Annotated in this window: 22 protein-coding genes; 10 read left to right on the top strand and 12 right to left on the bottom strand. The window is 60.8% G+C overall.

Translation table 11 applies throughout. From position 1 onward, the window contains the following. Positions 1-19 precede the first annotated feature (19 nt). The 5 genes from HU773_RS17080 to HU773_RS17060 form a co-directional block, all read right to left on the bottom strand. Positions 20-1039, bottom strand: coding sequence for a branched-chain amino acid aminotransferase (locus HU773_RS17080; RefSeq protein WP_057439419.1), 1020 nt, complete (start codon positions 1037-1039; stop codon positions 20-22). 184 nt (positions 1040-1223) lie between these two features. After that, complete coding sequence (gene lpdA, locus HU773_RS17075) at positions 1224-2603, bottom strand: dihydrolipoyl dehydrogenase (protein ID WP_057960089.1); 1380 nt, start codon at positions 2601-2603, stop codon at positions 1224-1226. Between the two features lie 4 nt (positions 2604-2607). Then, positions 2608-3873, bottom strand: coding sequence for a dihydrolipoamide acetyltransferase family protein (locus tag HU773_RS17070; RefSeq protein ID WP_186626267.1), 1266 nt, complete (start codon positions 3871-3873; stop codon positions 2608-2610). Further along, positions 3874-4932: an alpha-ketoacid dehydrogenase subunit beta gene (locus HU773_RS17065; RefSeq protein ID WP_057439417.1), complete on the bottom strand. Its 1059-nt coding sequence runs from the start codon at positions 4930-4932 to the stop codon at positions 3874-3876. It abuts the gene before it with no gap. 1 nt (position 4933) lies between these two features. Further along, entirely contained in the window at positions 4934-6169 is a 1236-nt protein-coding gene (locus tag HU773_RS17060) for a 3-methyl-2-oxobutanoate dehydrogenase (2-methylpropanoyl-transferring) subunit alpha (protein WP_057439416.1), read from the bottom strand. Between the two features lie 196 nt (positions 6170-6365). Between HU773_RS17060 and bkdR the strand changes: the two genes are divergently transcribed. Beyond that, the gene (gene bkdR / locus HU773_RS17055; protein ID WP_057439415.1) at positions 6366-6854 is read left to right on the top strand and encodes a Bkd operon transcriptional regulator BkdR; all 489 of its coding nucleotides are present in this window, start codon (positions 6366-6368) and stop codon (positions 6852-6854) included. A 1-nt stretch (position 6855) separates the two neighbouring features. On the opposite strand, the gene HU773_RS17050 is transcribed toward bkdR, so the two are convergent. Then, entirely contained in the window at positions 6856-7731 is an 876-nt protein-coding gene (locus HU773_RS17050; protein WP_186626268.1) for a tyrosinase family protein, read from the bottom strand. A gap of 494 nt (positions 7732-8225) precedes the next feature. Here HU773_RS17050 and HU773_RS17045 point away from each other — a divergent pair, with 494 nt between their 5' ends. After that, on the top strand, positions 8226-9851 hold the full coding sequence (locus tag HU773_RS17045) for a methyl-accepting chemotaxis protein (protein ID WP_186626269.1): 1626 nt from the start codon (positions 8226-8228) through the stop codon (positions 9849-9851). Between the two features lie 46 nt (positions 9852-9897). Beyond that, complete coding sequence (locus tag HU773_RS17040; RefSeq protein ID WP_120733529.1) at positions 9898-11121, top strand: HD-GYP domain-containing protein; 1224 nt, start codon at positions 9898-9900, stop codon at positions 11119-11121. Positions 11122-11136: 15 nt separating this feature from the next. On the opposite strand, the gene HU773_RS17035 is transcribed toward HU773_RS17040, so the two are convergent. After that, entirely contained in the window at positions 11137-12000 is an 864-nt protein-coding gene (locus HU773_RS17035; RefSeq protein WP_186626270.1) for an MBL fold metallo-hydrolase, read from the bottom strand. Positions 12001-12094: 94 nt separating this feature from the next. On the opposite strand from HU773_RS17035, the gene HU773_RS17030 reads away from it, so the two are divergent. From HU773_RS17030 to HU773_RS17005, 6 genes are all read left to right on the top strand, one after another. Then, positions 12095-12430, top strand: a complete 336-nt coding sequence (locus HU773_RS17030; RefSeq protein ID WP_032860171.1) for an ArsR/SmtB family transcription factor — start codon at positions 12095-12097, stop codon at positions 12428-12430. A gap of 54 nt (positions 12431-12484) precedes the next feature. Then, entirely contained in the window at positions 12485-13729 is a 1245-nt protein-coding gene (locus tag HU773_RS17025; RefSeq protein WP_186626271.1) for an NAD(P)/FAD-dependent oxidoreductase, read from the top strand. A 9-nt stretch (positions 13730-13738) separates the two neighbouring features. Continuing rightward, on the top strand, positions 13739-14542 hold the full coding sequence (locus tag HU773_RS17020; RefSeq protein WP_057439411.1) for a sulfite exporter TauE/SafE family protein: 804 nt from the start codon (positions 13739-13741) through the stop codon (positions 14540-14542). 153 nt (positions 14543-14695) lie between these two features. Then, positions 14696-15871, top strand: coding sequence for a porin (locus HU773_RS17015; RefSeq protein WP_115128524.1), 1176 nt, complete (start codon positions 14696-14698; stop codon positions 15869-15871). 242 nt (positions 15872-16113) lie between these two features. Then, the gene (gene nosP, locus HU773_RS17010) at positions 16114-17277 is read left to right on the top strand and encodes a nitric oxide-sensing protein NosP (protein ID WP_057960094.1); all 1164 of its coding nucleotides are present in this window, start codon (positions 16114-16116) and stop codon (positions 17275-17277) included. Further along, positions 17207-19507 carry a hybrid sensor histidine kinase/response regulator gene (locus HU773_RS17005; protein WP_120733526.1) on the top strand — a complete coding sequence of 767 codons (2301 nt, stop codon included), beginning with the start codon at positions 17207-17209 and terminating at the stop codon, positions 19505-19507. The genes nosP and HU773_RS17005 overlap by 71 nt, the downstream gene beginning before the upstream one ends. Positions 19508-19763: 256 nt before the next feature. On the opposite strand, the gene HU773_RS17000 is transcribed toward HU773_RS17005, so the two are convergent. From HU773_RS17000 to HU773_RS16990, 3 genes are all read right to left on the bottom strand, one after another. After that, positions 19764-20888: an IS481 family transposase gene (locus HU773_RS17000; RefSeq protein ID WP_057961168.1), complete on the bottom strand. Its 1125-nt coding sequence runs from the start codon at positions 20886-20888 to the stop codon at positions 19764-19766. 382 nt (positions 20889-21270) lie between these two features. After that, positions 21271-21936, bottom strand: a complete 666-nt coding sequence (locus HU773_RS16995; protein ID WP_029296512.1) for a response regulator transcription factor — start codon at positions 21934-21936, stop codon at positions 21271-21273. Between the two features lie 27 nt (positions 21937-21963). Further along, the gene (locus tag HU773_RS16990; RefSeq protein ID WP_057960077.1) at positions 21964-22518 is read right to left on the bottom strand and encodes a PQQ-dependent catabolism-associated CXXCW motif protein; all 555 of its coding nucleotides are present in this window, start codon (positions 22516-22518) and stop codon (positions 21964-21966) included. 275 nt (positions 22519-22793) lie between these two features. On the opposite strand from HU773_RS16990, the gene HU773_RS16985 reads away from it, so the two are divergent. Next, entirely contained in the window at positions 22794-23420 is a 627-nt protein-coding gene (locus HU773_RS16985) for a response regulator (protein ID WP_057439407.1), read from the top strand. Positions 23421-23462: 42 nt separating this feature from the next. Here the strand turns inward: HU773_RS16985 and HU773_RS16980 are convergent, their stop codons facing one another. Continuing rightward, positions 23463-24110 carry a pentapeptide repeat-containing protein gene (locus tag HU773_RS16980; RefSeq protein WP_120733525.1) on the bottom strand — a complete coding sequence of 216 codons (648 nt, stop codon included), beginning with the start codon at positions 24108-24110 and terminating at the stop codon, positions 23463-23465. 87 nt (positions 24111-24197) lie between these two features. Further along, on the bottom strand, positions 24198-26090 hold the full coding sequence (gene exaA, locus HU773_RS16975) for a quinoprotein ethanol dehydrogenase (protein ID WP_057439406.1): 1893 nt from the start codon (positions 26088-26090) through the stop codon (positions 24198-24200). Positions 26091-26220: the final 130 nt, after the last annotated feature.

The raw sequence follows: 26220 nt of genomic DNA, 5'->3' as shown, positions 1-26220 counted from the left end.
GCAAATGTGGGAGCGGGGCTTAGACCTTGACGATCCAGCCAGCTGGCGCTTCAACGTCGCCGGACTGCACACCGGTCAGCTCTTTGTAGAGCTTCTGGGTCACTGGGCCGACTTCTTTTTCGCTGTAGAACACGTGCAGCTTGTCTTTGTACTCGATCCCGCCGATAGGCGTGATCACTGCCGCCGTACCGCAGGCGCCGGCTTCCTTGAAGTCTGCCAGCTTGTCGATCAGCACGTCGCCTTCGACCACGTCCAGGCCCAGGCGGGTCTTGGCCAGTTCGATCAGCGACAGGCGGGTGATGCCTGGCAGCACCGACGGCGAGTTCGGGGTGACGAACTTGTTGTCGTGGGTGATCCCGAAGAAGTTGGCCGAACCGACTTCTTCGATTTTCGAGTGGGTGGCCGGGTCCAGGTAGATGCAGTCGGCAAAGTTGGCTTTTTTCGCCAGGGAGCCGGGCATCAGGCTGGCCGCGTAGTTGCCACCGACCTTGGCGGCGCCGGTGCCGTTCGGCGCGGCGCGGTCGTAGCCGGAGATCAGGAAGTTGTGCGGGGTCAGGCCGCCCTTGAAGTAGGCGCCGACCGGGATGCAGAAGATCGAGAAGATGAACTCGGGCGCGGTACGCACGCCGATGTTGTCACCGGTGCCGATCACGAACGGGCGCAGGTACAGCGCGCCGCCAGTGCCGTACGGCGGGATGAACCGCTCGTTGGCGCGGACCACTGCCTTGCACGCCTCGATGAAGGCTTCGGTCGGCACCTGCGGCATCAGCAGGCGGGCGCAGCTGCGTTGCATGCGGGCGGCGTTCTGGTCCGGGCGGAACAGGTTGATCGAACCGTCCTTGCAGCGATAGGCCTTCAGGCCCTCAAAGCACTGCTGGCCATAGTGCAGGGCGGTGGAGCCCTCGCTGATGTGCAGCACGTTGTCTTCGGTCAGGGTGCCTTCTTGCCAGGCGCCGTCTTTCCAGGTCTGGAGAAAACGCTTGTCGGTCTTGATGTAGTCAAAACCCAATTTGTCCCAATTGATGCTTTCGTTACCCATGACACCCTCTATCTCTTTTCAACCGCCTGGTCGAAGGCAGGCTTTTGGTTTATTTCTGGATGGGCGCAACAATACTTCATTCTTGGCCTGTGTGGGAGCGGGCTTGCTCACGAGAGCGGTGGGTCAGTTAACGCCTCTGACACTGACACATTGCTATCGCAGGCAAGCCCGCTGCCACAGTGGGTCAGAGGTGCAGGGCATGCCCCAGCGCCCGCAGCGCCGCTTCCTGCACGGCTTCACCGAGGGTCGGGTGGGCATGAATGGTGCCTGCCACATCCTCCAGGCGCGCGCCCATTTCCAGGCTCAGGCCAAAGGCCGTGGACAGTTCGGACACGCCAACCCCCACCGCCTGCCAGCCAACAATCAGGTGATTGTCGCGGCGTGCCACCACCCGCACGAAGCCGGTCTTGGACTCCAGGGTCATGGCCCGGCCATTGGCCGCAAACGGGAAGCTCGAGACAATGCAGTCCAGGCCCGCAGCCTTGGCTTCGTCCGGGGTCTTGCCGACCACCACCAGTTCCGGGTCGGTAAAGCACACCGCCGGGATCGCCGCCGGGTTGAACTCGCGGGATTTACCGCTGATCAGCTCCGCGACCATTTCGCCCTGGGCCATGGCCCGGTGCGCCAGCATCGGTTCGCCGCTCAGGTCGCCAATGGCCCACACATTGCGCATGCTGGTCTGGCAACGACTGTCGATCTGGATTGCCGCGCCGTTCATCGTCAGGTTCAAGGCTTCCAGGTTCCAGCCCTGGGTGTTGGGTTTGCGACCGACGGCAACCAGCACCTGGTCGGTGTCGAGGGCCAGGGTCTCGCCATTCGGATCGCGCACTTGCAGGCTGCCACCTTCAAAACCCGTCACGCTGTGCTTGAGGTACAGCTTGACCCCCAACTGCTTGAGGGATTCGGCGACCGGCTGCGTCAGCTCGGCGTCGTAGGCCGGCAGGATGCGGTCCTGGGCTTCGACCACGCTGACCTCGGCCCCGAGTTTGCGATAGGCAATCCCCAGTTCCAGGCCGATATAACCGCCACCCACCACGATCAAGCGTTTTGGCACACGGCTCGGCGCCAAGGCTTCGGTGGACGAAATGATCGGCCCGCCAATCGGCAGCATCGGCAGGTTGACGCTTTTCGAACCGGTGGCCAGCAGCAGGTGCTCGCACTGGATGCGTTGGCCGTCCACGTCCACGGTCTTGCCGTCGACGATCTTGGCCCAGCCGTGGATCACCTGCACTTTGTGCTTTTTCAGCAGCGCGGCAACCCCGGTGGTCAGGCGGTCGACAATGCCGTCCTTCCACTCGACGCTCTTGCGGATATCCAGGGTCGGCACATCCACTTCGATGCCCAGGGCCGAACCCTGGCTGTGGTGCACGGTTTGCTGGAACTGCTCGGCAACGTGGATCAGGGCCTTGGACGGAATGCAGCCGATATTCAGGCAGGTACCGCCCAACGCCTGGCCTTCTACCAGGATGGTCGGGATGCCCAGTTGGCCGGCGCGAATCGCCGCCACATAGCCGCCCGGGCCGCCGCCGATAATCAGCAGCGTGGTATGCAAAGTCTGAGTCATGCCCTTACTCCAGGAACAGGCTGGCGGGTTGTTCGAGCAGGCCACGGATGGCCTGGATGAATTGCGCCGCGTCCATGCCATCGACCACCCGGTGATCGAAGGAGCTGGAGAGGTTCATCATCTTGCGGATCACGATCTGCCCCTTGATCACCATTGGTCGCTCGACGATGCGGTTGACGCCGACAATCGCCACTTCCGGCAGGTTCAGCACCGGGGTGCTGACAATTCCGCCCAACGCGCCGAGGCTGGTCAGGGTGATGGTCGAGCCCGACAGTTCGTCACGGCTGGCCTTGCCATTGCGCGCGGCGTTGGCCAGGCGGGTGATTTCTTCGGCGGTGCCCCACAGGCTGCGTGCCTCGGCGTGACGCACCACGGGCACCATCAGGCCGACATCGCTCTGGGTGGCGACGCCCACATGCACCGCGCCAAGGCGGGTGATGACTTGGGCTTCGTCGTCATAACGCGCGTTGATCTGCGGGAAATCGCGCAAGGCCACAACCATCGCGCGCACCAGGAATGGCAATAACGTCAGCTTGCCGCGGCTGGCGCCGTGTTTTTCATTGAGGTGTACGCGCAAGTCGTCGAGGGCCGTCACGTCGATCTCTTCGACGTAGCTGAAATGTGCGGCGCGGCGCGTGGCGTCCTGCATGCGCTGGGCGATCTTGCGGCGTATGCCGATCACCGGAATCTGCTCTTCCTCGTTACGCTCGGCATACGGGTTGGCGCCGGCCGAGGCGCGGGTGCTGCCCTGTTGCAGATAGGCGTCGAGGTCTTCATGCAGAATACGCCCGGCCGGGCCCGAGCCCTGGACCAGGCGTAGCTGGATCCCGGCGTCCAGCGCATGCTTGCGCACGGCGGGCGAGGCCAGCGGGCGCTCATTGGCGTCGCGGGCCACCGGGGCCTGGGCGGCCACCACCGGCTTGGCGGCCGGTTTGCTTTCAACCGCAGGAGCCTTGATTTCGGCTTTTGAGGCCGGCGCGGCTTCTTCAACCACCGCCGACAACGCCGACTCCCGGGTATTGCCCGCGCCTTCGACTTCAATGCTGATCAGGATACTGCCCACGGCCATGACTTCACCCGGCTCGCCGCCCAGCGATATCACCTTGCCATGGACCGGCGAGGGAATATCCACCATCGCCTTGTCGGTCATCACATCCGCCAGCACCTGGTCTTCCACGACCATATCGCCGACCTTGACGTGCCATACCGACAACTCAACTTCTGCGATGCCTTCGCCAATGTCCGGCATCTTGATAACGTGCGTGCCCATTCAGACCTCCATGACCCGTTGCAAAGCCGCGCCCACACGGGTCGGGCCAGGGAAATACGCCCATTCTTGCGCGTGGGGGTAGGGGGTGTCCCAACCGGTCACACGCTCGATAGGCGCTTCCAGGTAGTGGAAGCAGTGTTCTTGCACCAACGACACCAGCTCGGCACCAAAACCGCAGGTCCGGGTGGCTTCATGCACCACCACGCAACGGCCGGTCTTTTTCACCGACTTGACGATGGTTTCCAGGTCCAGCGGCCACAGGCTGCGCAGGTCGATGACTTCGGCGTCGATGCCGGTTTCTTCGGCGGCCACTTGCGACACGTACACGGTGGTGCCGTAAGTCAGCACCGTGACGGCCGAGCCTGGACGCACGATGGCAGCCACATCCAGCGGCACCGTGTAGTAGCCGTCCGGCACCTGGGCTTGCGGGTGTTTGGACCACGGGGTCACCGGGCGGTCGTGGTGGCCGTCGAACGGGCCGTTGTACAGGCGCTTGGGCTCGAGGAAGATCACCGGGTCATCGTTTTCGATGGAGGCGATCAGCAGGCCCTTGGCGTCATAGGGGTTGGACGGCATCACCGTGCGCAGGCCGCAGACCTGGGTGAACACCGCTTCGATACTCTGGCTGTGGGTCTGGCCGCCGTAGATGCCGCCGCCGCAGGGCATGCGCATGGTCAGCGGTGCAGTGAACTGGCCGGCCGAGCGATAACGCAGGCGCGCCGCTTCCGAGATGATCTGGTCGGTGGCCGGGTACACGTAGTCGGCGAACTGAATTTCAGCCACCGGGCGCAGGCCATAGGCACCCATGCCCACGGCCACGCCGATAATGCCGCTTTCGGAGATCGGCGCATCAAACACCCGCGAGGTGCCGTACTTGCTCTGCAAGCCTTCGGTGCAACGGAACACGCCGCCGAAGTAACCGACGTCCTGGCCGAATACCACCACATTGTCGTCGCGCTCAAGCATCACATCCATGGCCGAGCGCAGGGCCTGGATCATGGTCATGGTGGTCGTGGTCATGGCGGTTTCCAGCTCGATTTTATTGTTGTGATCGTTCATGTCAGATCCCCAACTCTTGACGCTGGCGCTTCAAGTGCTCCGGCATCTCTTTATAAACGTCTTCGAACATGCTCGCGGCGCTTGGAATCTGGCCACCGGCCAGGGTGCCGTACTGTTCGGCTTCTTTCTGCGCGCTGAGCACTTCGGCCTCCAGCTGCGCACTGACCGTGGCGTGTTCCTCTTCGGACCACTGGCCAATCTTGATCAGGTGCTGCTTGAGGCGGGCAATCGGGTCGCCCAGCGGGAAGTGGCTCCAGTCGTCGGCAGGCCGGTACTTGGAGGGGTCATCGGAGGTGGAGTGCGGGCCGGCGCGGTAGGTGACCCATTCGATCAGGGTCGGGCCGAGGTTGCGGCGTGCGCGTTCGGCGGCCCAGGCAGAGGCGGCGTACACCGCGATAAAGTCGTTGCCGTCCACCCGCAGGGAGGCGATGCCACAACCCACGCCGCGTCCGGCGAAGGTGGTGGCTTCACCACCGGCGATGGCCTGGAAGGTGGAGATCGCCCACTGGTTGTTGACCACGTTGAGAATCACCGGCGCGCGGTACACGTGGGCGAAGGTCAGGGCGGTGTGGAAGTCCGATTCGGCGGTGGCACCATCGCCGATCCATGCCGAGGCAATCTTGGTATCGCCCTTGATCGCCGAGGCCATGCCCCAGCCCACGCCCTGTACGAACTGGGTGGCGAGGTTGCCGGAAATGGAGAAGAAACCGAAGTCTTTTACCGAGTACATGATCGGCAACTGGCGGCCCTTGAGCGGATCGCGCTCGTTGGACAGCAGTTGGCAGATCAGGTCTACCAGTGGCACTTCACGGGCCATCAGGATGCTTTGCTGGCGGTAGGTGGGGAAGCACATGTCGTCGATGTTCAAGGCCAGGGCCTGGGCGCTGCCGATGGCTTCTTCGCCAAGGCTTTGCATATAGAACGACATCTTTTTCTGACGCTGGGCGACCACCATGCGGTTGTCGAAGATCCGCGTCTTGAGCATGGCACGCATGCCGCGGCGCAAAATGTCTACCGGGACACCTTCGGCCCATGGGCCCAGGGCCTGGCCCTGGTCGTCGAGCACGCGGATCAGGCCCTTGGCCAGGTCGGCGGTGTCGGCGGCTTCTACGTCAATTGCGGGTTTGCGCACCGTACCCGCATCGGTCAGATGCAGGTAGGTAAAGTCGGTCTTGCAACCTGGACGGCCAGAAGGCTCGGGAACGTGCAGGCGCAGCGGTTCGTATTGCTGGGTCATGGCTTTCTACGCTCGATCTTGTGAATTTCTTGTAGTGGGCGCGCTTAGCTGACAGTCAGTCCCCGGGTAGGAGAAATCTTGTCCTACAACAATCATAGGCCGGGGCGTGGAGAATATTTATCTCTGTTTGGTTGCGCCTGAGATCATTTGAGGATAAAAAATCTGCATAAACATAATAAACAGGTGGTTTTGTCTCATGCGCAAGCTGGACCGTATTGATATCGGGATTCTCAACAGCCTTCAGGAGAATGCCCGCATCACCAACGCCGACCTCGCACGTTCGGTCAACCTGTCGCCCACACCGTGTTTCAACCGGGTCAAGGCGATGGAAGAATTGGGCTTGATCCGTGACCAGGTCACGCTGCTGGACGCCGATTTGCTGGGGCTGCACGTCAATGTGTTTATCCACGTCAGCCTGGAAAAGCAGAACGAGGAAGCCCTGCAGCAATTCGAGGGGGCGATTTCCGACCGGCCGGAGGTGATGGAGTGCTACCTGATGGCCGGCGACCCGGACTACCTGATCCGGGTGCTGGTGCCGACCATCCAGTCGCTGGAGCGCTTTATGATGGATTTTCTGACCAAGGTGCCGGGTGTGGCGAACATCCGCTCGAGCTTTGCACTCAAGCAGGTGCGCTACAAGACCGCGCTGCCGCTGCCGGCCAATGGTTTGAACCTAGGCAGCTGACTTATTCATAACGGTAGTCAAGTTGCTCAAGGTCCAGGGTCTGCCTGACGGTCCAGCGCTCTGGCCAGGGTGCCGGTTCGTTTGGCGGGTTGAACACCAGGCTTGAGTCCAGCACGCCGTTGGGGGCGTCAGCCCTGGGCTGGAACGGCTCGCTGATCGGATGCTGCTGGCGCCACTGCTCCCATAGAAAGTCCAGATGGCAATGGTGCAGGAAAAACAGCGGGTCATTGGAAGAGGAGGCGGTGGTCATATCGCCGCCGATCCAGGCATGAACCCTGTTGTGCAATCGGTCTTCACTGACATTTTCCCAACCTCCGGAGGCTTCAGCCACGGGGACTTGCCAGTACGGGGTGCGCGCTAACGTTGAAATCACTTCCAGGGGGCCTGGCAAGGGCTGCTCGGGATTTGCCCCCAGGTCGCGACGCAGACCCTGATCACCCGAATTGTCGTCCCACACCTTGAGTTCGAATGCGCCGTTGAACACGGAAAATGGGCCGGTGGTGACACGTTGGTTTTGCATGTTGTCGCCGTTGCCCCCCATGAAATCGGCGGTGAAGGGGTTGCTGCGACCCTCTAGCTGCCAATCCCAATAGGGCAGGGTGATAGACGGATCATTTGCGGCGGTTTTGAGCGCCAGTTCGAACTGCCGAATCAGGATCCGGTGCCAGGGATAGAACAGCGGGCTTTGGTGGGGGTTGGGGACCAGTGGGTTGGGCCCGCCCATAGAGTTGCGATGGACCTGCACGAAATCGTCATAGCGGCTCTGCAGGCCGGGGCGCAGGACACTTGGAACGTCGTTCTTGAGCCGCAGAATGGCGGTGACAAAGGCTCGTTTCTGCTCCCCGGTCAGGTCGCGGTGGTTACGTCGGATGTCCATGTTTCAGATGCTCCATAGAATGTGGGTTCCTGGAGTATCCGTGGGGGAGGCAGCAGAATGTGGTGTATAGATCTTCCTCTCGTAACGTCGGTAATACGCAATTGTTTCTATTCATACGAGGCGATGTGACTGATAGCGATCATCTGGAAGTGTCTGGTGAGCAAGCCATTATTATAAAAAACGCTTGTCCTTATGGGCAGTAAGGTATCTGCTAAGCTCATGTCTTATTCGGAAGAGCGAGTCATAGAGAATGAGAAACTAGTCCATCTGGCTATTTAAGGCTCTAAGGGTGCTCGCCCGTCTGTTATCGTCGCGGCGTATTCTTGGTCTACTTGACTTATATGAGTAGTTAGCTAAGTAGTGGTTTGCGTGATTTTTTGTTTGTCGGCTCCATAAAACAACGATAGGCCTACATTTTTTTCACAGAACGCTCCACACACTGATGCCATCGAGGCTGTAAAAGTCCTTGAGCCAGTAAGCCTAGGGGAATTGCCATGTCAATGAGATCCATAAGATTGAACTCCCGTACCACCCTGTGTTTTGGCGTGGTGTGCCTGTTGCTTTTAATACAAGGCGCGATGACCCTGGTGAAAGTTGACAAAGTCTATTCGTCCACTGTGCAAATAGAAACTAACTGGCTACCCAGCATTCGTCAGGCTGGAAAGATGGAAAGTACGTTATTGAAACTTCGCTTGGAGTTGCGCAGGTTTGCACTGGATGCTAATCGGCTAAGTTCAACTTCGGTCGCTGCTGTTAAAGAGGCGAGTAGTGCGCTGGTTAAAGTAACCAATGAGTATGCTTCGTTTGTATCCAGTCCCGAAGAAAAGAATAAATATGATCAAGTCATACGGGATATACAGGCCTATAACCTGAAAGTTGATGAGTTGCTGGCCATGGACAGTTCACATTCGGCTGCTGACTTGAGTGTGTTTTTTAGAGATTACACCAGCCCTCTGGCCGTTAAGCTGCAGTCCATGATTGGGGAATTGTTGGCTATCAACGAAACGGGTGGGCAGGCCGCAGTGGCCACTGCGGCCCATGAATATGATGCTGCCCGATTGTTCACATTGATCCTGATGGTGGCGTCGGTGCTGTTGACCATTGTGGTCGCCCGACTGTTCACCAAAAGTATCATCACGCCGGTTGGCGAACTGTTGGCCGCGACGGCGAAGATTGCCCAGGGAGACTTGCGTGTCGCCATCCAGATCAGCGGCAAGGACGAACTGACCGACCTGCAACAGTCCACTGCAGCCATGCAGATGAGTTTGAAAAGTACTTTGCAGCATATATCCGAAGCATCCGGCCAACTGGCATCGGCTGCTGAAGAGATGAGTTCGATCACCAAGGAGTCCAGTGCCGGTATTGAACGACAAAGTATGGAGACCGATCAGGCCGCCACGGCGGTCAATGAGATGACTGCCGCGGTAGAAGAAGTGGCGCGTAATGCGGTGTCGGCCTCCCAGTCGACACAGGACTCCCAACGCTCGGCAAAAGTCGGCCAGGAGCGGGTGACCCAGACCATCGCATCGATTGAAAAATTGAGCGCCACCGTCCAGCAAACCGGGGTCGAAGTAGAGGGGCTGGCCAAACAGGCCCAGGACATTGCAAGGGTGGTGGAAGTCATCCGCTCCATTGCCGAGCAAACCAACCTGCTGGCCCTGAATGCGGCCATCGAAGCGGCCCGGGCCGGCGAGCAGGGGCGCGGCTTTGCGGTGGTGGCCGACGAGGTCAGGGCGTTGGCCCATAGAACGCAGACCTCGACCCAGGAAATCGAGCAGATGATCGCGAAGATCCAGAGCTGTTCCAGTGAGGCGGTGCTCTCGATGGGGCTGAACCGAACTGAAGCCGTGGATTCGTTGAAGATCGCCCATGAAGCGGGTGCGGCCATTACTCAAATCACCCATGCGATCGAGGATATCAACGAGCGAAACCTGCTGATCGCCACCGCGTCGGAAGAGCAGGCCCATGTCGCACGCTCTGTCGACCAGAACCTCATCAGCATTCGTGACCTGTCTATCCAGAGCTCGTCGGCCGCCAGTCAAACCTCGATCGCCAGTAATGAACTGTCGAAGCTGGCGATTGATCTCAAACAGATTGTTTCGAGGTTCTCGGTGAACTGAGCCGAGTCGGGCAGGTTGTTTGATCTTGAACTGTGAGGTAATGCCTATGTTGAAATGCATTCCTACTTCGCAAGTCAGGTTGGGTATGTACGTCCACAAGCTCAACGGCGCCTGGACTGACCATGGTTTTTGGAAAAGCAGTTTTTTGCTGACCCGTCTGCAAGACCTGCAGCGTTTGCGTCAGTCACAGGTGCAGAGCCTCTGGATTGATACCGAGAAGGGGGACGACGTGCTGCCGGACGAGCTGCCGCGTTCGCCAGCTGTTACCTCAACGGTCGCTGCACTGGCGCAATCTGCGGTGCCCCCGCGTGTTGATATGAAGGTCGAGGTGGCGCGTGCCGTCAAGGTGTGCGCGCGGGCCAAGAGTGCCGTCGTCGAAATGTTCAGTGACTTGCGCATGGGGGGCGCGATCGACCCTACTCGCGTGGTTAGCCTGGTGGATGAAATTTCCCAGTCGATTTTGCGCCACCCCCATGCCTTGATCAGCCTGGCCCGGTTGAAGCGGGCCGATGAATACACCTACATGCATTCGGTCGCGGTCAGTGGCTTGATGATCGCGTTGGCCAGGCAGTTGGGGCTGTCGCCGGCATTGGTCCAGGAGGCAGGGCTGGCAGGGTTGTTCCATGACGTGGGGAAAATGGCCATCCCGGAGGGCATTTTAAGCAAGGCCGGCAAGCTGACTGAGGCGGAGTTCGAGATTGTGCGCAGCCATCCCCAGGAGGGGGTGAACATGTTGCGCAACAGCCCGCATATCAGCGCCCTGGTATTGGATGTGTGCTTGCATCACCATGAAAAGTGCAACGGCGAGGGTTATCCCCACGGCCTGCTCCAGGATCAGATCAGCTTGTTTGCACACATGGGCGCTGTGTGTGATGTGTACGATGCGGTGACCTCAGAGCGGCCTTATAAACAAGGCTGGGGGCCGGCCGATGCCATTCAGAAAATGGCCGAGTGGAAAGGCCATTTCGATGAGCGGGTGTTCCAGGCGTTTGTCCGGTGCATGGGGATTTACCCGGTGGGCGCCTTGGTGCGCCTGGAGAGCGGGCGTATCGGTGTGGTGATTGAGCAAAGCCAGAAGTCGTTGCTCACGCCACGGGTCAAAGTGTTCTTTTCGGCGCGCTCCCGCTTGCCCATTATCCAGGTGGTGGTGAACCTGGCCGAGCAGCGCGACAAGATTGTCGCTCGCGAGAGCATCGAGGACTGGGGCTTCAAGCATGTCGACGAGCTTTGGTCAGGCTTGCCCAAGCCCAAGGGCTCTTACTTCAGTTGAGCCCGATGTGCCGTGTCACAGCTGGTTGATCGGGATTTTCAGGTACACCACGCCATTGTCTTCCGCCGGCGGCATATTCCCCGCTCGTACATTCACCTGGATCGCCGGCAGCAACAGCGTCGGCATGCCCAGCCCGGCATCACGGGTGGTGCGCATTTGCACAAATGCCGCTTCATCCACCCCGTCATGCACATGGATATTGCTCGCTCGCTGTTCAGCCACGCTGGTCAGGCATTTGGCCTCGCGGCCCTCGGGTGGATAGTCATGGCACACGTACAGCCGGGTGTCGCCGGGGAAGGCCAGCAACTTGCGCATCGAGGCATACAACTGGCGCGCATCGCCGCCAGGGAAGTCACAGCGGGCGGTGCCCACGTCGGGCATGAACAGGGTGTCGCCCACCAGGATCAACTGGTCGTCGATCAGGTAGGCCATGTCTGCCGGGGTATGGCCGGGCACGTGCAGGGCCTGGGCCTTGAGGTTGCCGATGTGGAACACCTCGTCGGGGGCGAACAGATGGTCGAACTGCGAACCGTCAACGCGAAACGCCGGCTCCAGGTTGAACAGGTGCTTGAACACGCCCTGCACCTGGCTGATGGACTGGCCAATGGCGATTTTGCCGCCCAAGACACGGCGCAGGTACGGCGCGGCGGACAGGTGGTCGGCGTGGGCGTGGGTTTCCAGCAGCCATTGCACCTGCAAGCCATGGGCCTGGACGAACGCCACGACGCGGTCGGCCTGGCGCGTGTCGGTGCGTCCGGACGCGGGGTCGTAGTTGAGCACCGAGTCGACAATGGCACAGGGTCCACCGTCCGCTTCATAGACGATGTAGGTCCAGGTCGACGAGGCCTCGTCCAGGAAGGGTTGAATCAGCGCAGGCATGACGGTTGTCCCTGATGGCTAAAAAAAGGCGTGATATTCACTTTATGTTTAAACATAATGTTTTGAGCTTAAGTGAGAGAAAGGACCGAAGCAAATGGAATCCAGTCTGAGTGAAGGTGAAGTCGCCCAGTTGCGTGCGTCTGCGTCCAAGGCCTGTACCTTGCTCAAGGCCCTGGCCAATGAGGACCGGCTACTGATCCTCTGCCAGTTGACCCAGGGCGAGCGCAATGTGGGTGAGCTGGAAACCATGACCGGCGTGCGCCAGCCGACGTTGTCCCAGCAACTGGGGATCCTGCGCGACGAAGGGCTGGTGGCGACCCGTCGTGAAGGCAAGTACATCTTTTACGGGTTGGCCAGCCACGAAGTGATTCAAGTGATGAAAACCCTCTCCGGGCTGTACTGCGGGGCGGTGATAAAAAGCTGGGCGTGACGCCATACGGCAACGACCCTTGTGTGCATTGTTGAAATAAGAAAGGCCAGGACTATGAACGACCAACACTGGGGACCGACCATCAGTGGCGACATCGTGGTCATCGGCGGCGGCTCGGCAGGCATCGGCCTGCTGGCCAGCCTGCTCAAGCGCGACCCGCAGCTCAATATCATCCTGATTGAACCCAGCGCCGAGCATTACTACCAACCCGCCTGGACCCTGGTGGGCGGCGGCGCCCATGACATCCGCAAGACCATGCGCCCCATGGCCCAGGTATTGCCCGACGGCGTGACCTGGGTGCAGGCGGCGGTCAGTCAGTTGCTGCCCGACGAGCAGGCCCTGGTGCTCGACAGCGGCCAGCGTGTGACCTGGAATAACCTCATCGTCTGCCCCGGCCTGCGCCTGGCCTGGGAGAAAATCCAAGGCCTGGAGCAGACCCTGGGCCACAACGGCGTTACCTCCAACTACAGCTACCAGCACGCGCCCTACACCTGGCAACTGGTGCAGCAGCTCAAGGGTGGCAAGGCGATCTTTACCCAGCCGGCCATGCCGATCAAATGCGCAGGGGCGCCGCAAAAGGCCATGTACCTGTCTTGCGATCATTGGCTCAAGCAAGGTGACCTGAACACCATCGACGTCGAATTCAACCTGGCCGGCGCCGCGCTGTTTGGCGTGGCAACCTTTGTGCCGCCGTTGATGAACTATGTCGAGAAATATGGCGTGCAGTTGGCCTTCAACTCCAACCTGATCAAGGTCGATGGCCCGGCGCGCAAGGCCTGGTTCGAGGTCAAGGACGCCGAAGGCAATGTCAGCGTCGAAGAAAAATCCTTCGACATGCTGCACGTCGTCCCGCCGCAAGTGGCCCCGGACTTTATCCGCCACAGCCCACTGGCCGACGCCGCTGGCTGGTGCGAGGTCGACCCCCACAGCCTGCAACAGGTGCGTTACCCGCACATCTTCGCCCTGGGCGATGTGTGCTCCACCAGCAATGCCAAGACGGCGGCGGCGGTGCGCAAGCAAATCGTGGTGGTCGCCGAGAACTTGCTGGCCCTGCGCAGACAGGCGCCATTGCCGCTCAAGTACGACGGTTATGGCTCCTGCCCGTTGACGGTGGAGAAGGGCAAGGTGGTGCTGGCCGAGTTCGGTTATGGCGGCCGGCTGCTGCCGACCTTTCCCCTCGACCCGACGGTGGCGCGGCGCTCGACGTGGTTTTTGAAGGCGACGCTGCTGCCGTGGTTCTACTGGAACGGCATGCTCAAGGGCCGCGAATGGCTGACCCGTCTGGCCAAGGTGGAGTGAGAGAACCCTATGCTGCTGGCAAGTTTTTTTGGCGTGTTCATGGGGCTGGTGATGGGCCTGACCGGGGCCGGGGGCGGGATCCTGGGGGTGCCGGCGTTGGTGCTGGGGCTGGGCTTGACCATGACCCAAGCGGCCCCGGTGTCATTGTTCGCCGTGGGGGCGGCGGCGGCGGTGGGGGCGATTGATGGCTTGCGCCATGGCCTGGTGCGGTATCGCGCGGCGTTGCTGATTGCCTTGCTTGGCGCCCTGTTTTCGCCGCTGGGGGTGTTCTTCGCCCATCAGTTGCCGGACAAGATCCTGATGGGCCTGTTCAGCGCGCTGATGGTGCTGGTGGCGTGGCGCATGTTGCGGCGCGAAAAGCTCGAGGCCGGCCCCAGCGACCATGGCGCCGCGTCCTGGGGGCAGAAGAACTGCATGCTCGATCAGCAGACCGGGCGGTTTTCCTGGACCGCCAAATGCACCGCGACCCTGGCCGCCCTCGGTGCGGTGACCGGTGCGGTATCGGGCCTGCTGGGGGTGGGCGGCGGTTTTCTGATCGTGCCGGCGTTCAAGCAACTGACCGATGTGCAGATGCGCGGGATTGTCGCCACCTCGCTGATGGTGATCAGCCTGATTTCGCTGATTGGTGTGGTCGGCGCGTTCCATGCCGGGGTGGTGATCGACACCCTCGGCTGGGTGTTTATCGGTGCCAGCATCGTCGGCATGCTCATCGGCCGGCGCCTGGGCTCGCTGATTCCGGCGCGGGCCTTGCAAATCGGCTTTGCCAGCCTGTGTATCGTGGTGGCAGGCGGGATGTTGTTCAACGCCCTTTGACCCCAACCCCGCGCCTACCGGTGTAAGCCTTAAGTGGCGGGCCCTCGGCGCCCTCCAAAGCACCGCGCATTTCCCTCCAAGGCAGCGTTTAACCGCGCTGCCTGGCTTTCGATAATCGCCTCCGACACCCAGACCCCCGTCGCGGAGCGCGCCATGCATAACAATAAGAACTTCCCCCGTCGTTTGTTGCCAGCCTTTATCGCCAGCCTCGGTTTGAGCTCGGTGGCCCAGGCCGAGATCGTGCTGTACGACAAGGACCAAACCACCTTCTCCACCGATGGCTACGTCAACGCCTTTTACGTCAACAGCGATGTGGACCGTGCCGGCGAGCAATACGACCGGCGCCAGTCGCGGGTAAAAATGGGCTTTTTGCCCAACTACCTGGGCTTCAACATGGGCAAGCAGGTCGATGACCTCAAGCTCGGCGCCCGTGCCTCGTTCTGGGTGACCATCAACGACAGTGAAACCAACGGCACCGACACCGCCATCGACGTGCGCCAGTTCTACGGCACCGTGGCCAACCCCGAGTGGGGTGAAGTGCTGATCGGCAAGGACTTCGGCCTGTTCGCCCGTTCCAACATCCTGCTCGACGAACTGCTCGCCGGCTATGGCCAGGTCAGCGACAGCCTGGGCCTGGTGGACGGCGGCGGAGTATCGTTCGGCAATATCGGCAGTGGCTACCCATACCCGTTCCCCACCTCGCAAATCACCTACCGCACCCCGGTAATGGACGGCCTGCGGGTGGCCGTGGGCATCATGGACCCGGTCGACACCAACGACAGCAGCCCGCTGGGCAAGGCCTACCAGAAAAACCCACGTACCGAGAGCGAGATCACCTACCAGTTCGACGTGGGCGGGGCGAAGATCTACAGCTGGCTCAACGGCAGCTACCAGACCTCGGACAACACCGACTCCAGCGTCGAATCGGTGACCTCCAAGGGCCTGGGGTATGGGGTGCAGGCGAAGATGGGCGGCTTGTCGCTCACCGGCTCCGGCTTCCAGGCCAAGGGCATCAACCCGTTCTTCACCAACAACGCCGGGGAGGCCACCTTGCGTAATGTCGACAGCAATGGCTACCTGCTGCAGGGCTCCTACAAACTGGGCAAGAACCGCCTGGCGCTGTCCTACGGCAAGACCAAGGACGACGGCAACGGCGTGGTCGGCAGCGGCGCCGACTACGAAACCCGGGGCATTGCCCTGTTCCATGACATCAACGACAACCTGAAGCTGGTGGCCGAGTACAACCAGTTCGAGATCAACGGCCACGACACCAGTGCGCAGAATGAAGACACCGATACCTTTGCCGTAGGCGCGGTGCTGACCTGGTAATGACCTGGAACACGGTCAAACGTGTGGGAGCCAGCTTGCCTGCGATGCTTGCGACTCGGTGGATCAGTTACACCGCGGTGATGCAATCGCAGGCAAGCCAGCTCCTACACAAAGCCAGTCCCCACAGAGATTCATCTGTTGCTCAGTGGCTCTCATCCCATCGAAGCCCCGACCCAGTACCCAAGTAGCATAGGTCGCCACCCCGTGCGTTCGTACACTTGAGCTTCAACGGGGAGATGACCATGCAACAGGTGCACAGCGAAGGCGTAGTCACAGCCATGTCCCAGGCCAGCGATGCGCAGCAGGTGGCCGATGAGCTGGCGTGCCAGTTGTTGCACCCGTACCTGGGGTTCGTGCTGTTCTTCTGCTCTGCCACCTATGACCTGCAGGCCCTCGGCCAGGCCCTGCAACACAGTTTCGGTGGTGTCCGCGTGGTGGGTTGCACCAGCGCCGGCGAGATCACGCCCCAGGGTTACGGGCGCAATTGCGTAACGGCGGTGGGGTTTGACCATGCGCACTTTTCCATTGCCACCGAACTGATCGACCAGGTCGAGCACTTCAGCCTGATCGACGCGCAACAAATGGTCGAACGCCTGGTGGGTGGCTGTCGCAGCAACACCCTGGCCCCGATCAAGGGCAACAGCTTTGCCTTGACCCTGCTCGACGGCCTGTCCAGCCGCGAAGAAATGGTCCTCGCCGCCCTGAGCGCAGCGCTCGGCGATATCCCGCATTTCGGCGGTTCGGCTGGCGATGACAACCACCTGACCCACACCCACGTGTATTTCGACGGCGCCTTCCACAGCGGCGCGGCTGTCGTGGTGCTGGTCAATACCTGGCTGGACTTCGAGGTGTTCACCACCCACCACATCCTGCCCTTGGCACACAAACTGGTGGTGACAGGGGCGGACAGCGCGTCGCGGCGGGTCTTTGAGTTGAATGCCGAACCTGCCGCCGAGGAGTACGCACGGCATATCGGCGTGGCCGTTGCACAGTTGGATCACCGGATCTTCGCCGCCCATCCGTTGGCGGTGCGTATCAACGAGCAGTACTACGTGCGGGCGATCCAGCAGGTCCACGATGACTTGAGCCTGAGTTTCTACTGCGCGGTGGAAAACGGCATCGTCCTCACCGCCATGACCCCGGGGCCGATCCTGCCCAACCTGCAGACCCTGTTCGACGGCCTGCAAGCGCGTCTAGGCGACCTGCTGCTGACCATCGGCTGCGACTGTTTCCTGCGGCGCCTGGAGCTGGAAGAGCACGGCACCCTGGAGCCGATCGGCGCCTTTTTGCGTGAGCAACGGGTGATGGGGTTCAACACCTACGGAGAACAGTTCAATGGCATGCACATCAACCAGACCTTTACCGGGGTCGCCATTGCCCGTGGTCGAAGCTCTGGACAGCGCTGAACTGCACGCGCAGATCCGCGCCCTGCAGCAGGACAATCGCAAGCTGGCGCGGATCAACGCCGCGCTGATCGAGCGCGTCGAGTCCGGCGCGACCCGTGGCAACGACCCTTATGCGGCGTTCCAGCATTCGGTGGTGCTGGCCGAGCAGGTGCGCGAACGTACCGACGCCCTCAACCAGGCGATGGCCGAACTCAAGGCCAGCAACCATCTGCTGCGCGATGCACGGCTGCGCGCGGAAACCGCCCACCAGCATTTGATTGATGCCATCGAGAGCATTTCCGATGCCTTTGTGCTGTTCGACCAGCACCAACATATTGTGTTGTTCAACAGCCGCTTCCAGGGGTTCTGGAGCAACAGCCCGGTGCAGATTGTCGCGGGCATGGGCCTGCGTGAGGTCAAACGGCTGATGACGGTCAACGGCCTGTTCACCGAAGAGGCCCACGGGCACGCTGATGAAACCCTGTTTTACCGTCTGGATAACGGCCGTTGGCTGCAAGTCAGTGAGCGGCCGACCCAGGACGGTGGGCGGGTGATTCTGTTTACCGACATCACTGACGTCAAACTGGCGGAAACCCTGCGCCGTGAACAGGCCGTTGCGCAGAAATCCCAGGAAAGCGAACGCTGGATCCGCCTGATCACCGACCATGTGCCGGCGTTGATTGCCTACCTCAATGCCGATCTGGTCTACGAGTTCACCAACAAGGTCTACGAGCAATGGTATTGCTGGGCGCAGGGCGCGATGCTCGGCAAAAGCCTGCGCCAGGCCCACAGCGAACAGCATTACCAGCGCCTGGAGGCCTACGTGGCGCAGGCGCTGGCGGGGGAGAGCGTGACCTTCGAGTTCGCCGAAACCAATATCAACCATCAGGAGCGCTACATGCTGCGTTCCTATGTGCCCAACCGCCTGGCCAGTGGCGAGGTGGTGGGGATCTTTGTGCTGATCCGCGACATCACCGAACGCCGGCGCACCGCCGAGGCCCTGCACCAGGCTTATCAGAACCTGGAACTGCGGGTGCGCGAGCGCACCGCCGAACTGACTTCGCTCAACGACCAACTGCTGCAGGAAATCGACGAGCGCCGCCGCGTGGAGTCGCGCCTGCGCGAAGCCAAGCTGGAAGCCGAGCAGGCCAACCTGTCGAAAACCAAGTTTCTGGCGGCGGTCAGCCATGACCTGCTGCAACCGCTGAATGCCGCCCGCTTGTTTACCGGGGCCTTGCTGGAGCGGCGTGACCCGGTGGCCAACGAAACCCTGGTGCGCAACGTCAGCAATTCCCTGGAAGACGTGGAAAACCTGCTGGGCACCCTGGTGGATATTTCCAAGCTCGATGCCGGGGTGATCAAGGCCGATATCGCACCGTTTGCCTTGAGCGAACTGCTGGACAACCTCGCCGCCGAATACACCCAAGTGGCGCGCAGCGAAGGCTTGCAGCTGCACTTTATTGGCTGCTCGGCCCTGGTGCGCAGCGATATACAGTTGCTCGCCAGAATCTTGCGCAACCTGTTGAGCAATGCCATCCGCTACACCTACGGCGGGCGCGTGGTGCTGGGTTGTCGGCGTGAGCATCAGCGGTTGTCGATCCAGGTCTGGGACACCGGCATGGGCATCGCCGAGGAGCGCCTGGAGGAGATTTTCCAGGAGTTCAAGCGCGGCGATGTGCAACGCCCGGACCAGGATCGTGGGTTGGGCCTGGGGTTGGCGATTGTGGAAAAAATCGCGCGGATCCTCGGGCACCGGATCAGCGTGCGCTCCTGGCCGGGACGGGGCTCGATGTTCAGTGTGGAGGTGCCGTTGAGCAGCACCGCACCCAGGGTCTTGCCTATGCCGGTGATGAGTGAGCCGATGCTGGAGCGTTTGCAGGGCGCCCGGGTGTGGGTGCTGGATAACGACGCGGCGATCTGTGCCGGTATGCGTACCTTGCTCGAAGGCTGGGGCTGCCAGGTGATTACCGCCTTGTCCGAACAGGACCTGGCACGCCAGGTGGACAACTACCATGCCCAGGCGGACTTGCTGATTGCTGATTACCACCTGGATGACGAACAGAACGGCGTGGACGCGGTGGCCAGGATCAATGCGCGGCGGGCCAGTGCCATTCCGGCGATGATGATCACCGCCAATTACAGCAACGAACTGAAACTGCAAATCCGCGAGCTGGGGCATACCCTGATGCACAAGCCGGTGCGGCCGATGAAACTCAAGACTGCCATGAGCCACCTCTTGGGCCGTCCCTGACATGCCCTCGATCAAAATGTGGGAGCGGGCTTGCCCGCGATAGCGGTGGGTCAGGCAAATAAATGCTGAATGACACACCGTTATCGTGGCGTAGGTATCTACACAGGTCTTTTCTCTAGTGCTTCTTGGGTTTGTGTACATATCCATTGCTGGGGGCACGGCTGCTATTGGTTCCGCCCTTACGGCGGGTCACTTTCGAAGAGCGTGTACGGACCGGACACATAGTGGACACATGTGCGGGGACATAGTTGACACATTATGAACCATAGTCCGGTTTGCTCACGTCGATCGTTCGTAGGAAATGGTGGCAGAAGTAGACGTCAAAGAGCCCGTCACTTTCAGGGTTAGGCCGAACTGCGATGTGCTGCCCAACCAGCCCCTTGGCAATGCTGAAGTAACGTTTCTGAAAGCGAAATCGGCTGTGATAAACCTTGGCCAGCACATCATCCGGCCCATATTCAAACTCCGATAGCTGCTGCGGATAAGCCCAGGGGCTTGCTCGATACCGGTCCATAGGCACCTTGTAGTCCAGTGCTTGGTGAGGGCGTTTTAAGTTATAGACCTCACGCCATTGATCAAACGCTGTTTGAGCATCCTTGATCGTGGAGAATTGACGCCCATCAAGCACCTCGGCTTTGAGTGAACGATGGAAGCGCTCAATCTTTCCATTGGTTTGAGGGTGATAAGGACGACTGAAGCTGATCCTGATCCCCAAGCGAATCAACCAGATACTTAATTCTGTGATTTCCCCAGGGTTGCGTGGCGAGCCCCATGGCGGCCCATTGTCAACGTTGATGCGAGCCGGTAAACCAAAGCGCTGGAATACCTCGATCATCTTTTCCTTCACTGTGATTCCACGCTCGTTATCACAAGCTTGAATCGCCAAATTGAATCGTGAGTGATCGTCCAGCAACGTCAGCGGATGGCATCGGCCTTCTTGCGTCGGGAAGTGCCCTTTGAAATCCATCTGCCAAAGATCGTTAGGTGCATCGTGTTCAAATCTCAGCTTTGCTTCTTGTTCCTTCTGAACAGGCTGAATCAGCCCGCATCGGTGCAGAACATTGGTGACAGTGCTAGGAGCAATCTGCTTTTTCAAAAGGCTGCTGATTGTACGTCCGCCCCAAGCGGGATGTGCTCGCCTAAGCGCTATGACTTCCGCTTCCAGAGCTGGCGCGGTTAGCTTTGGGCTAGTCGCAGGTTTTCGGGACTTCTCTTGCAGTCCAGACTGCCCCTGCATTTCATAGCGTTTCAACCACTTATAGGCCGTTTGCGGACTGATGCCGAACCGTCGACACAGCTCTCGTTTATTGCTGCCGGGTTGCCGTGCTAAGGCAATGAACTCTTCTTTCAGGCTCATGGTATCTCTCGTGTCCCAGGGCATGATGGCTTTCCGGCGAAGTTGGCTCGCCAAAAGTGTCCACCATGTCCCCGCACACCCGTCAACCATGTGTCCGGTCCGTACAAAGAGCGCGAAAGTAACCAAAGCGCTCTTGCCCCACCACTCGGTGCCTCGCCTAGGCTCGGCATGCCCGTCATCCGACATTGATTTGGGGGGCCGCCGCGATGGGCCATCCATGGCCCAGCGCGGCTAACCCGGCGTCCTGCCGGGTTACCCCCCAAATCAAAATCGGATGACGGCCAGCGTGGTTTAACGGGGCGCCTCAGATCAAGATCAAGATCAAAAGCAAAGCGAGGCGGCCTTAAAGCCGACCTGATCTTTGAATCGTACGCGTACCCCTGTGGGAGCTCAGTTGTAAGGAAAATCAGCGCCGCAGGTAGGAGCCGAAGTCGATATCTCCAGCGCTAAGGATCGCCTGCACCCGGTTATGTACGTTCAACTTGCGCAGAATCGCCGACACATGGGCCTTCACCGTGGTCTCGGCAATTTCCAGGGTGTAGGCAATCTGCTTGTTCGACTCGCCCTTGGTCATCCGCTCCAACACCAGCAACTGCTTGCGTGTAAGGGCCTGCAGCAGTTCCGGGGCGAAGGCCGGGTTGTCGTGCATGCGCCGCTGGCCGGGGTTTTTCTGGGTGCGGATGATGTCGGGCGGCAGGTACACGTTGCCATTGAGGATCTGCTGGATCGCTTCGGTCATCTGCGCCCGTGGCGAGGATTTAGTGATAAAGCCCACCGCGCCATAGGTGATGGCTTGCAGCACGATCTGCTTGTCCTGTTCGGCCGAGACGATCACCACCGGTATGGTCGGCGCTTCGTTGCGCAGGTTGATCAGGCCGTTGAGGCCGTGCATGCCGGGCATGTTCAGGTCCAGCAGGATCAGGTCGAGGTCGTCGTGCTCCTGGGTCAGGGCCAGGGCGCTGTCCAGGTCGGCAGTTTCCATCACTTCGCTGCCGGCAAAACCGTCGCTGATGACGTTATGGATCGCTTCGCGAAACAGCGGGTGATCGTCGGCAATCAGAATTTTATACATGGCCGTTCACCTTTTTATTGTGATGTTTCAGGGGGCAAGCTCAAAGGGCTCAGGGTGTGCCGCGGCGACGGGCAGCTTGGCGGCTTCCCACGCGTCCAGGCCATCGCGATACCAATACACAGTGTTATAGCCCAAGGCTTTGGCCCGTTTTACCGCGTTCCAACTCAACCAGCAATCGGCGCGGCAGTAGAACACTAAGGGGTGGGCAAGGTGACCGTCGGTGTAGGTGTACAGGTGGCGGGCAAAGTAGCTCTGCCACTCGGGCGTCAGCTCGCCATCGCCGGTATTGGCCAGCCAGTGGCTGCCGGGCAGGTTGGCGTGGGGCTGGTCTTCGATGAACTGGCCGTGCAGCCATTGCCGGCGGTAGACGTCGATCAGCACCGGGCGCGGCTGTTGCGCCAGCAGGGTTTGCAGGGCCTGGGTATCGACGATGGTCGCGCCCGGCAGGTGTTCGGGGGTGGGGCTGCGATAGAGGTTGATGCGGTAGCCGTCGCGGGAAAACAGCGCGGTTGGCGGCTGGGCAGCAGCCAGCAGCGGGGTCAGCGACAGCACGGCAGCCAGAGTCAGTCGGGCGGGCAGCATGGCAGGTACGATCCTTATAGTTATGCGCCTATTACATGCCAGTCGCGCTGCCTTGGGAATGCGACGATAGACAGCAAAACCAGTACCAAAGTAGTAAATCAGCCGGCGCTTGAGGGCTCTAGCATGAAAGTACCGGTCATCCTCAGGAGTTGTACGATCATGCGAATTCTCAAGGCGCTGCTCTTGCCGTTTTTGCTGATTGTCAGCCTGATCGGCGTGGACAAGCTCCACGGCCCGCGACCGGCGCCGTTGTTGGTGACGCCGGCGCATTCCTCATGAATATCCTGTTGGTAGACAAGCACGCCGTGGTGCGCCTGGGTTACAGCAGCCTATTGCGGGCGCTGCTACCGGGCGTGGAAGTGCGCGAGGCGGGCACTGGCGAGGAGGCGCTGGCGCGGGTGCAGGAGGCGGTGCCGAACCTGGTGATCACCGGTTTTGGCCTGCCGGGCATCAGTGGCCTGGAGACCACCCGCCGCCTGCGCCAGCGCCTGCCGCAATTGCGCGTGCTGTTTTTCAGCCAGCATCAGGAGCTGCCCCTGGTACGCCAGGCCCTGGAGGCCGGTGCGTCGGGCTATATCACCAAGGGCGCGACGCCTGCGGTGATGAATGAAGCGGTGCAGCGCATTCTCGACGGCCACACCTATATCGAACAGGCCCTGGCCACCGAGCTGGCCTACCACCCGGTCGATCATCGCCTGCAGGGCATGACGGCCCGTGAGCTGGAAATTTTCCTGATGCTGGCCAAAGGCACACCCACCCGGGCCATTGCCGATCAACTGAGTATCAGCAGCAAGACCGTGTCCAATCACCTGACCTTGCTCAAGAGCAAATTGCAGGTCAGCTCCCATGCGGAGCTGGTGCATGTGGGGATTGATATGGGCGTGGTGCGGGCGGCGGGATAAGTCGCTCCTCTGCGGGAGCCGGCAAGCCCGCTCCTGCAAAAGTTAACGGTCCCAGGTGGTGGGGCAGTCCTTGCAGCCCTCCATATTCGCGTCCTGGAAGTTTGCATAGTGCTGGCGGCTGCCGGTGAGGGTGGCCTGTTCCAGGTTGCTTTCACCGAACTTGGCCTCTTGCAGGTTGGCGTCGCTCAGGTCCGCACCTTGCAGGTCGGCTTTGCTCATCCAAGTCATTTCCAGGTCTGCTGCACGCAGGTTGGCCTTGTGCAGCTTGGCCCCCGACAACCGCGCAAATTGCAGGTAAGCCGCGCTGAGGTTGGCGTTTTCAAATTGCGCGCCCTGGGCAAACATGCCCCAGCCTTGCACGGCCATCAAAGTGGCCCCGCTGAAATCTGCCAGGCGCAGGTTGGCTTGCTGCAGGCTGGCGCGGGTCAGGTTGGCGCCTTGCAGTTGGGCTTTTTCCAGGTTGGCCAGGTCGAGGTTCGCGTGGCGCAGGTCGGCCTCGCGCAGATCGGCCCCGGCCAGGTTCATTTTGCTCAAGTCCTGGTTGCGCAGGTTGGCGCCCTTGAGGTTGGCGCCGGGGCATTGGCTGTGGGGGGCGAGGGTGCAGCCGTTGATGACCAGGGGTTGATCGTCGCCGTCGTCGGCGTAGGCCAGAGGGAGGGAAAGCAGGAGTAGCAGGGGCAGGTAGTTCATGGCAGGGACCTCGTGGTGACCGTTGGGGCGCGGTGCGCCCTGGGAGGCATTCCCACGCAGAGCGTGGGAACGATCATCAACGGGGGGTTATTTTTGCGCGGTTTTGTTATCCCAACTCGGGATTTTGAACACCCAGAACGACCCGCCCTGTGCCACCGGTTTGGTCAGCTCGGCCATGTCGCCGCCCCACAACGGCACCGCGCCGCCGTAGCCAACGGTCACGCCGATGTATTGCTCGCCATCCTGTTCCCAGGTGATCGGTGGGGAGACGATGCCGCTGCCGGTCTGGAACTTCCACAGCTCCTTGCCGGTTTTTGCGTCGAAGGCTTTGAAGAAACCGTCGCCGGTGCCGGTGAACACCAGGTTGCCCTTGGTCGCCAGCACGCCGGCCCACAATGGCAGGGCCTCCTTGTGCTCCCACACCACCTTGCCGGTGGTCGGGTTCATCGCGCGCAGGGTGCCGACGTGGTCGTCATACATGCGCTTGATACGGAAGCCCATGCCCAGGTACGCCGAACCCTTCTTGTAGTTGACCTCTTCGGTCCAGTATTCCTCTTTCCACTGGTTGCCGGGGATGTAGAACAGGCCGGTGTCCTGGCTGTAGGCCATGGGGTTCCAGTTCTTGCCACCGAGGAACGGCGGCGAGACTTCCACCGGCTTGCCCTTGGTTTCACCCGGCAGCGGCTTGGCCGGACGCTGGCCTTCGTTTTCCACGGGGCGGCCGGTCTTCAGGTCGATATGACTGGCCCAGGTGATGTTGTCGACGAACGGGAAGGCGTTCTGCAGCTTGCCGTTGTTACGGTCCACCACGTAGAAGAAGCCGTTGCGGTCAGCGTGGCCGGTGGCCTTGACCACTTTGCCGTCCTTGTCCTTGTAGTCGAACAGTACCAGCTCGTTGTTGCCGGAGAAGTCCCAGGCATCGTTTGGCGTGTGCTGGTAGAACCACTTCACTTCGCCGGTGCTTGGGTCGACACCCACTTGGCCTGAGGTATAGAGGCTGTCGAAGTCGTGAGGGTTGCCATCCTTGGAAGTACGCGCCCAGGTGTTCCACGGGCCGGGGTTGCCGGCGCCGACGATGATGGTGTTGGTCTCGGCATCGAAACTGGCGCTCTGCCAAGGGGCACCGCCGCCGTGGCTCCAGGCTTCGACCTTGCCGGTTTCGGTGGTCGGATCATCTGGCCAGGACGGTGCTTTCACATCGCCGGTGGTGGTGCTGTCCTTGCCATTCAGGCGGCCCATGTGGCCTTCGACGAACGGGCGCATCCACACTTCTTCGCCGGTGTCCGGGTCGCGGGCAAACAACTGGCCGACCACGCCGAATTCATCGCCGGAGCTGCCGTGGATCAGCAGGACCTTGCCGGTGACCTTGTCTTTGATCAGCACCGGGGCGCCGGTCATGGTGTAGCCGGCGGCGTGGTCGCCGAATTTCTTGTTCCACACCACTTTGCCGGTGTTTTTATCGAGGGCGATCAGGCGCGCATCGAGGGTGCCGAAGTAGATCTTGTCGCCAAAAATCGCCGCCCCGCGGTTGACCACGTCACAGCACGGGCGAATGTTGTCGGGCAGGCGGTGGTTGTAGGTCCACAGGCGCTTGCCGGTCTTGGCGTCGAGGGCGAACACCCGGGAGTAGGAGCCGGTGACATACACCACGCCGTCGTTGACGATGGCCTGGGACTCCTGGCCGCGCTGCTTCTCGTCACCGAACGAGTACGACCAGGCCGGGGTGAGCTTGAACACGTTCTTGTCGTTGACCTGGGCCAGGGGGCTCCAGCGCTGGGCGTTGGTGCCCATGCCGTATTGCAGCACGTCCTTGGTGGTCAGGTGGTCGTTGGCAATGTCTTCCCAGGTGACGTTGCGCGTCTGCTTTGCAGGTTCGGCAGCGGCGAAGCTCGCCGCACTCAAGGACAGGCTGCCGACCAGCAGGAAAGCCTGCACGGCAAGGCTCAGCGGCGAGAGGGCGGGTAGCGATCTTATTGTCATGGTTGCAGTTCCCAGTGGAGGTTTTGGCCTGCACAGGTTGCTGGCTGGACGGTGCCCGCGGATACGGAAAATATCCCGGTGTGGCCGGGACAATTTCCCGAACCGCATCTGATTTAGCAGGGGCCCGCAA

The organism is Pseudomonas shahriarae, from assembly GCF_014268455.2.
GTDB classification, from domain to species: Bacteria; Pseudomonadota; Gammaproteobacteria; order Pseudomonadales; family Pseudomonadaceae; genus Aquipseudomonas; species Aquipseudomonas shahriarae.
This window is presented reverse-complemented; position numbering and strand designations above follow the sequence as displayed.

Coding starts and splice junctions, on each gene's coding strand:
- exaA (WP_057439406.1), bottom strand. CDS start 26,090: ATGACAATAAGATCGCTACCCGCCCTCTCGCCGCTGAGCCTTGCCGTG.
- HU773_RS16995 (WP_029296512.1), bottom strand. CDS start 21,936: ATGTATAAAATTCTGATTGCCGACGATCACCCGCTGTTTCGCGAAGCG.
- HU773_RS16985 (WP_057439407.1), top strand. CDS start 22,794: ATGAATATCCTGTTGGTAGACAAGCACGCCGTGGTGCGCCTGGGTTAC.
- HU773_RS17000 (WP_057961168.1), bottom strand. CDS start 20,888: ATGCCCTGGGACACGAGAGATACCATGAGCCTGAAAGAAGAGTTCATT.
- HU773_RS17020 (WP_057439411.1), top strand. CDS start 13,739: ATGCTGCTGGCAAGTTTTTTTGGCGTGTTCATGGGGCTGGTGATGGGC.
- HU773_RS17030 (WP_032860171.1), top strand. CDS start 12,095: ATGGAATCCAGTCTGAGTGAAGGTGAAGTCGCCCAGTTGCGTGCGTCT.
- HU773_RS17060 (WP_057439416.1), bottom strand. CDS start 6,169: ATGACCCAGCAATACGAACCGCTGCGCCTGCACGTTCCCGAGCCTTCT.
- HU773_RS17040 (WP_120733529.1), top strand. CDS start 9,898: ATGTTGAAATGCATTCCTACTTCGCAAGTCAGGTTGGGTATGTACGTC.
- bkdR (WP_057439415.1), top strand. CDS start 6,366: ATGCGCAAGCTGGACCGTATTGATATCGGGATTCTCAACAGCCTTCAG.
- HU773_RS17035 (WP_186626270.1), bottom strand. CDS start 12,000: ATGCCTGCGCTGATTCAACCCTTCCTGGACGAGGCCTCGTCGACCTGG.
- lpdA (WP_057960089.1), bottom strand. CDS start 2,603: ATGACTCAGACTTTGCATACCACGCTGCTGATTATCGGCGGCGGCCCG.
- HU773_RS16980 (WP_120733525.1), bottom strand. CDS start 24,110: ATGAACTACCTGCCCCTGCTACTCCTGCTTTCCCTCCCTCTGGCCTAC.
- HU773_RS17080 (WP_057439419.1), bottom strand. CDS start 1,039: ATGGGTAACGAAAGCATCAATTGGGACAAATTGGGTTTTGACTACATC.
- HU773_RS17065 (WP_057439417.1), bottom strand. CDS start 4,932: ATGAACGATCACAACAATAAAATCGAGCTGGAAACCGCCATGACCACG.
- HU773_RS17070 (WP_186626267.1), bottom strand. CDS start 3,873: ATGGGCACGCACGTTATCAAGATGCCGGACATTGGCGAAGGCATCGCA.
- HU773_RS17045 (WP_186626269.1), top strand. CDS start 8,226: ATGTCAATGAGATCCATAAGATTGAACTCCCGTACCACCCTGTGTTTT.
- HU773_RS17015 (WP_115128524.1), top strand. CDS start 14,696: ATGCATAACAATAAGAACTTCCCCCGTCGTTTGTTGCCAGCCTTTATC.
- HU773_RS17025 (WP_186626271.1), top strand. CDS start 12,485: ATGAACGACCAACACTGGGGACCGACCATCAGTGGCGACATCGTGGTC.
- nosP (WP_057960094.1), top strand. CDS start 16,114: ATGCAACAGGTGCACAGCGAAGGCGTAGTCACAGCCATGTCCCAGGCC.
- HU773_RS17050 (WP_186626268.1), bottom strand. CDS start 7,731: ATGGACATCCGACGTAACCACCGCGACCTGACCGGGGAGCAGAAACGA.
- HU773_RS16990 (WP_057960077.1), bottom strand. CDS start 22,518: ATGCTGCCCGCCCGACTGACTCTGGCTGCCGTGCTGTCGCTGACCCCG.
- HU773_RS17005 (WP_120733526.1), top strand. CDS start 17,207: ATGGCATGCACATCAACCAGACCTTTACCGGGGTCGCCATTGCCCGTG.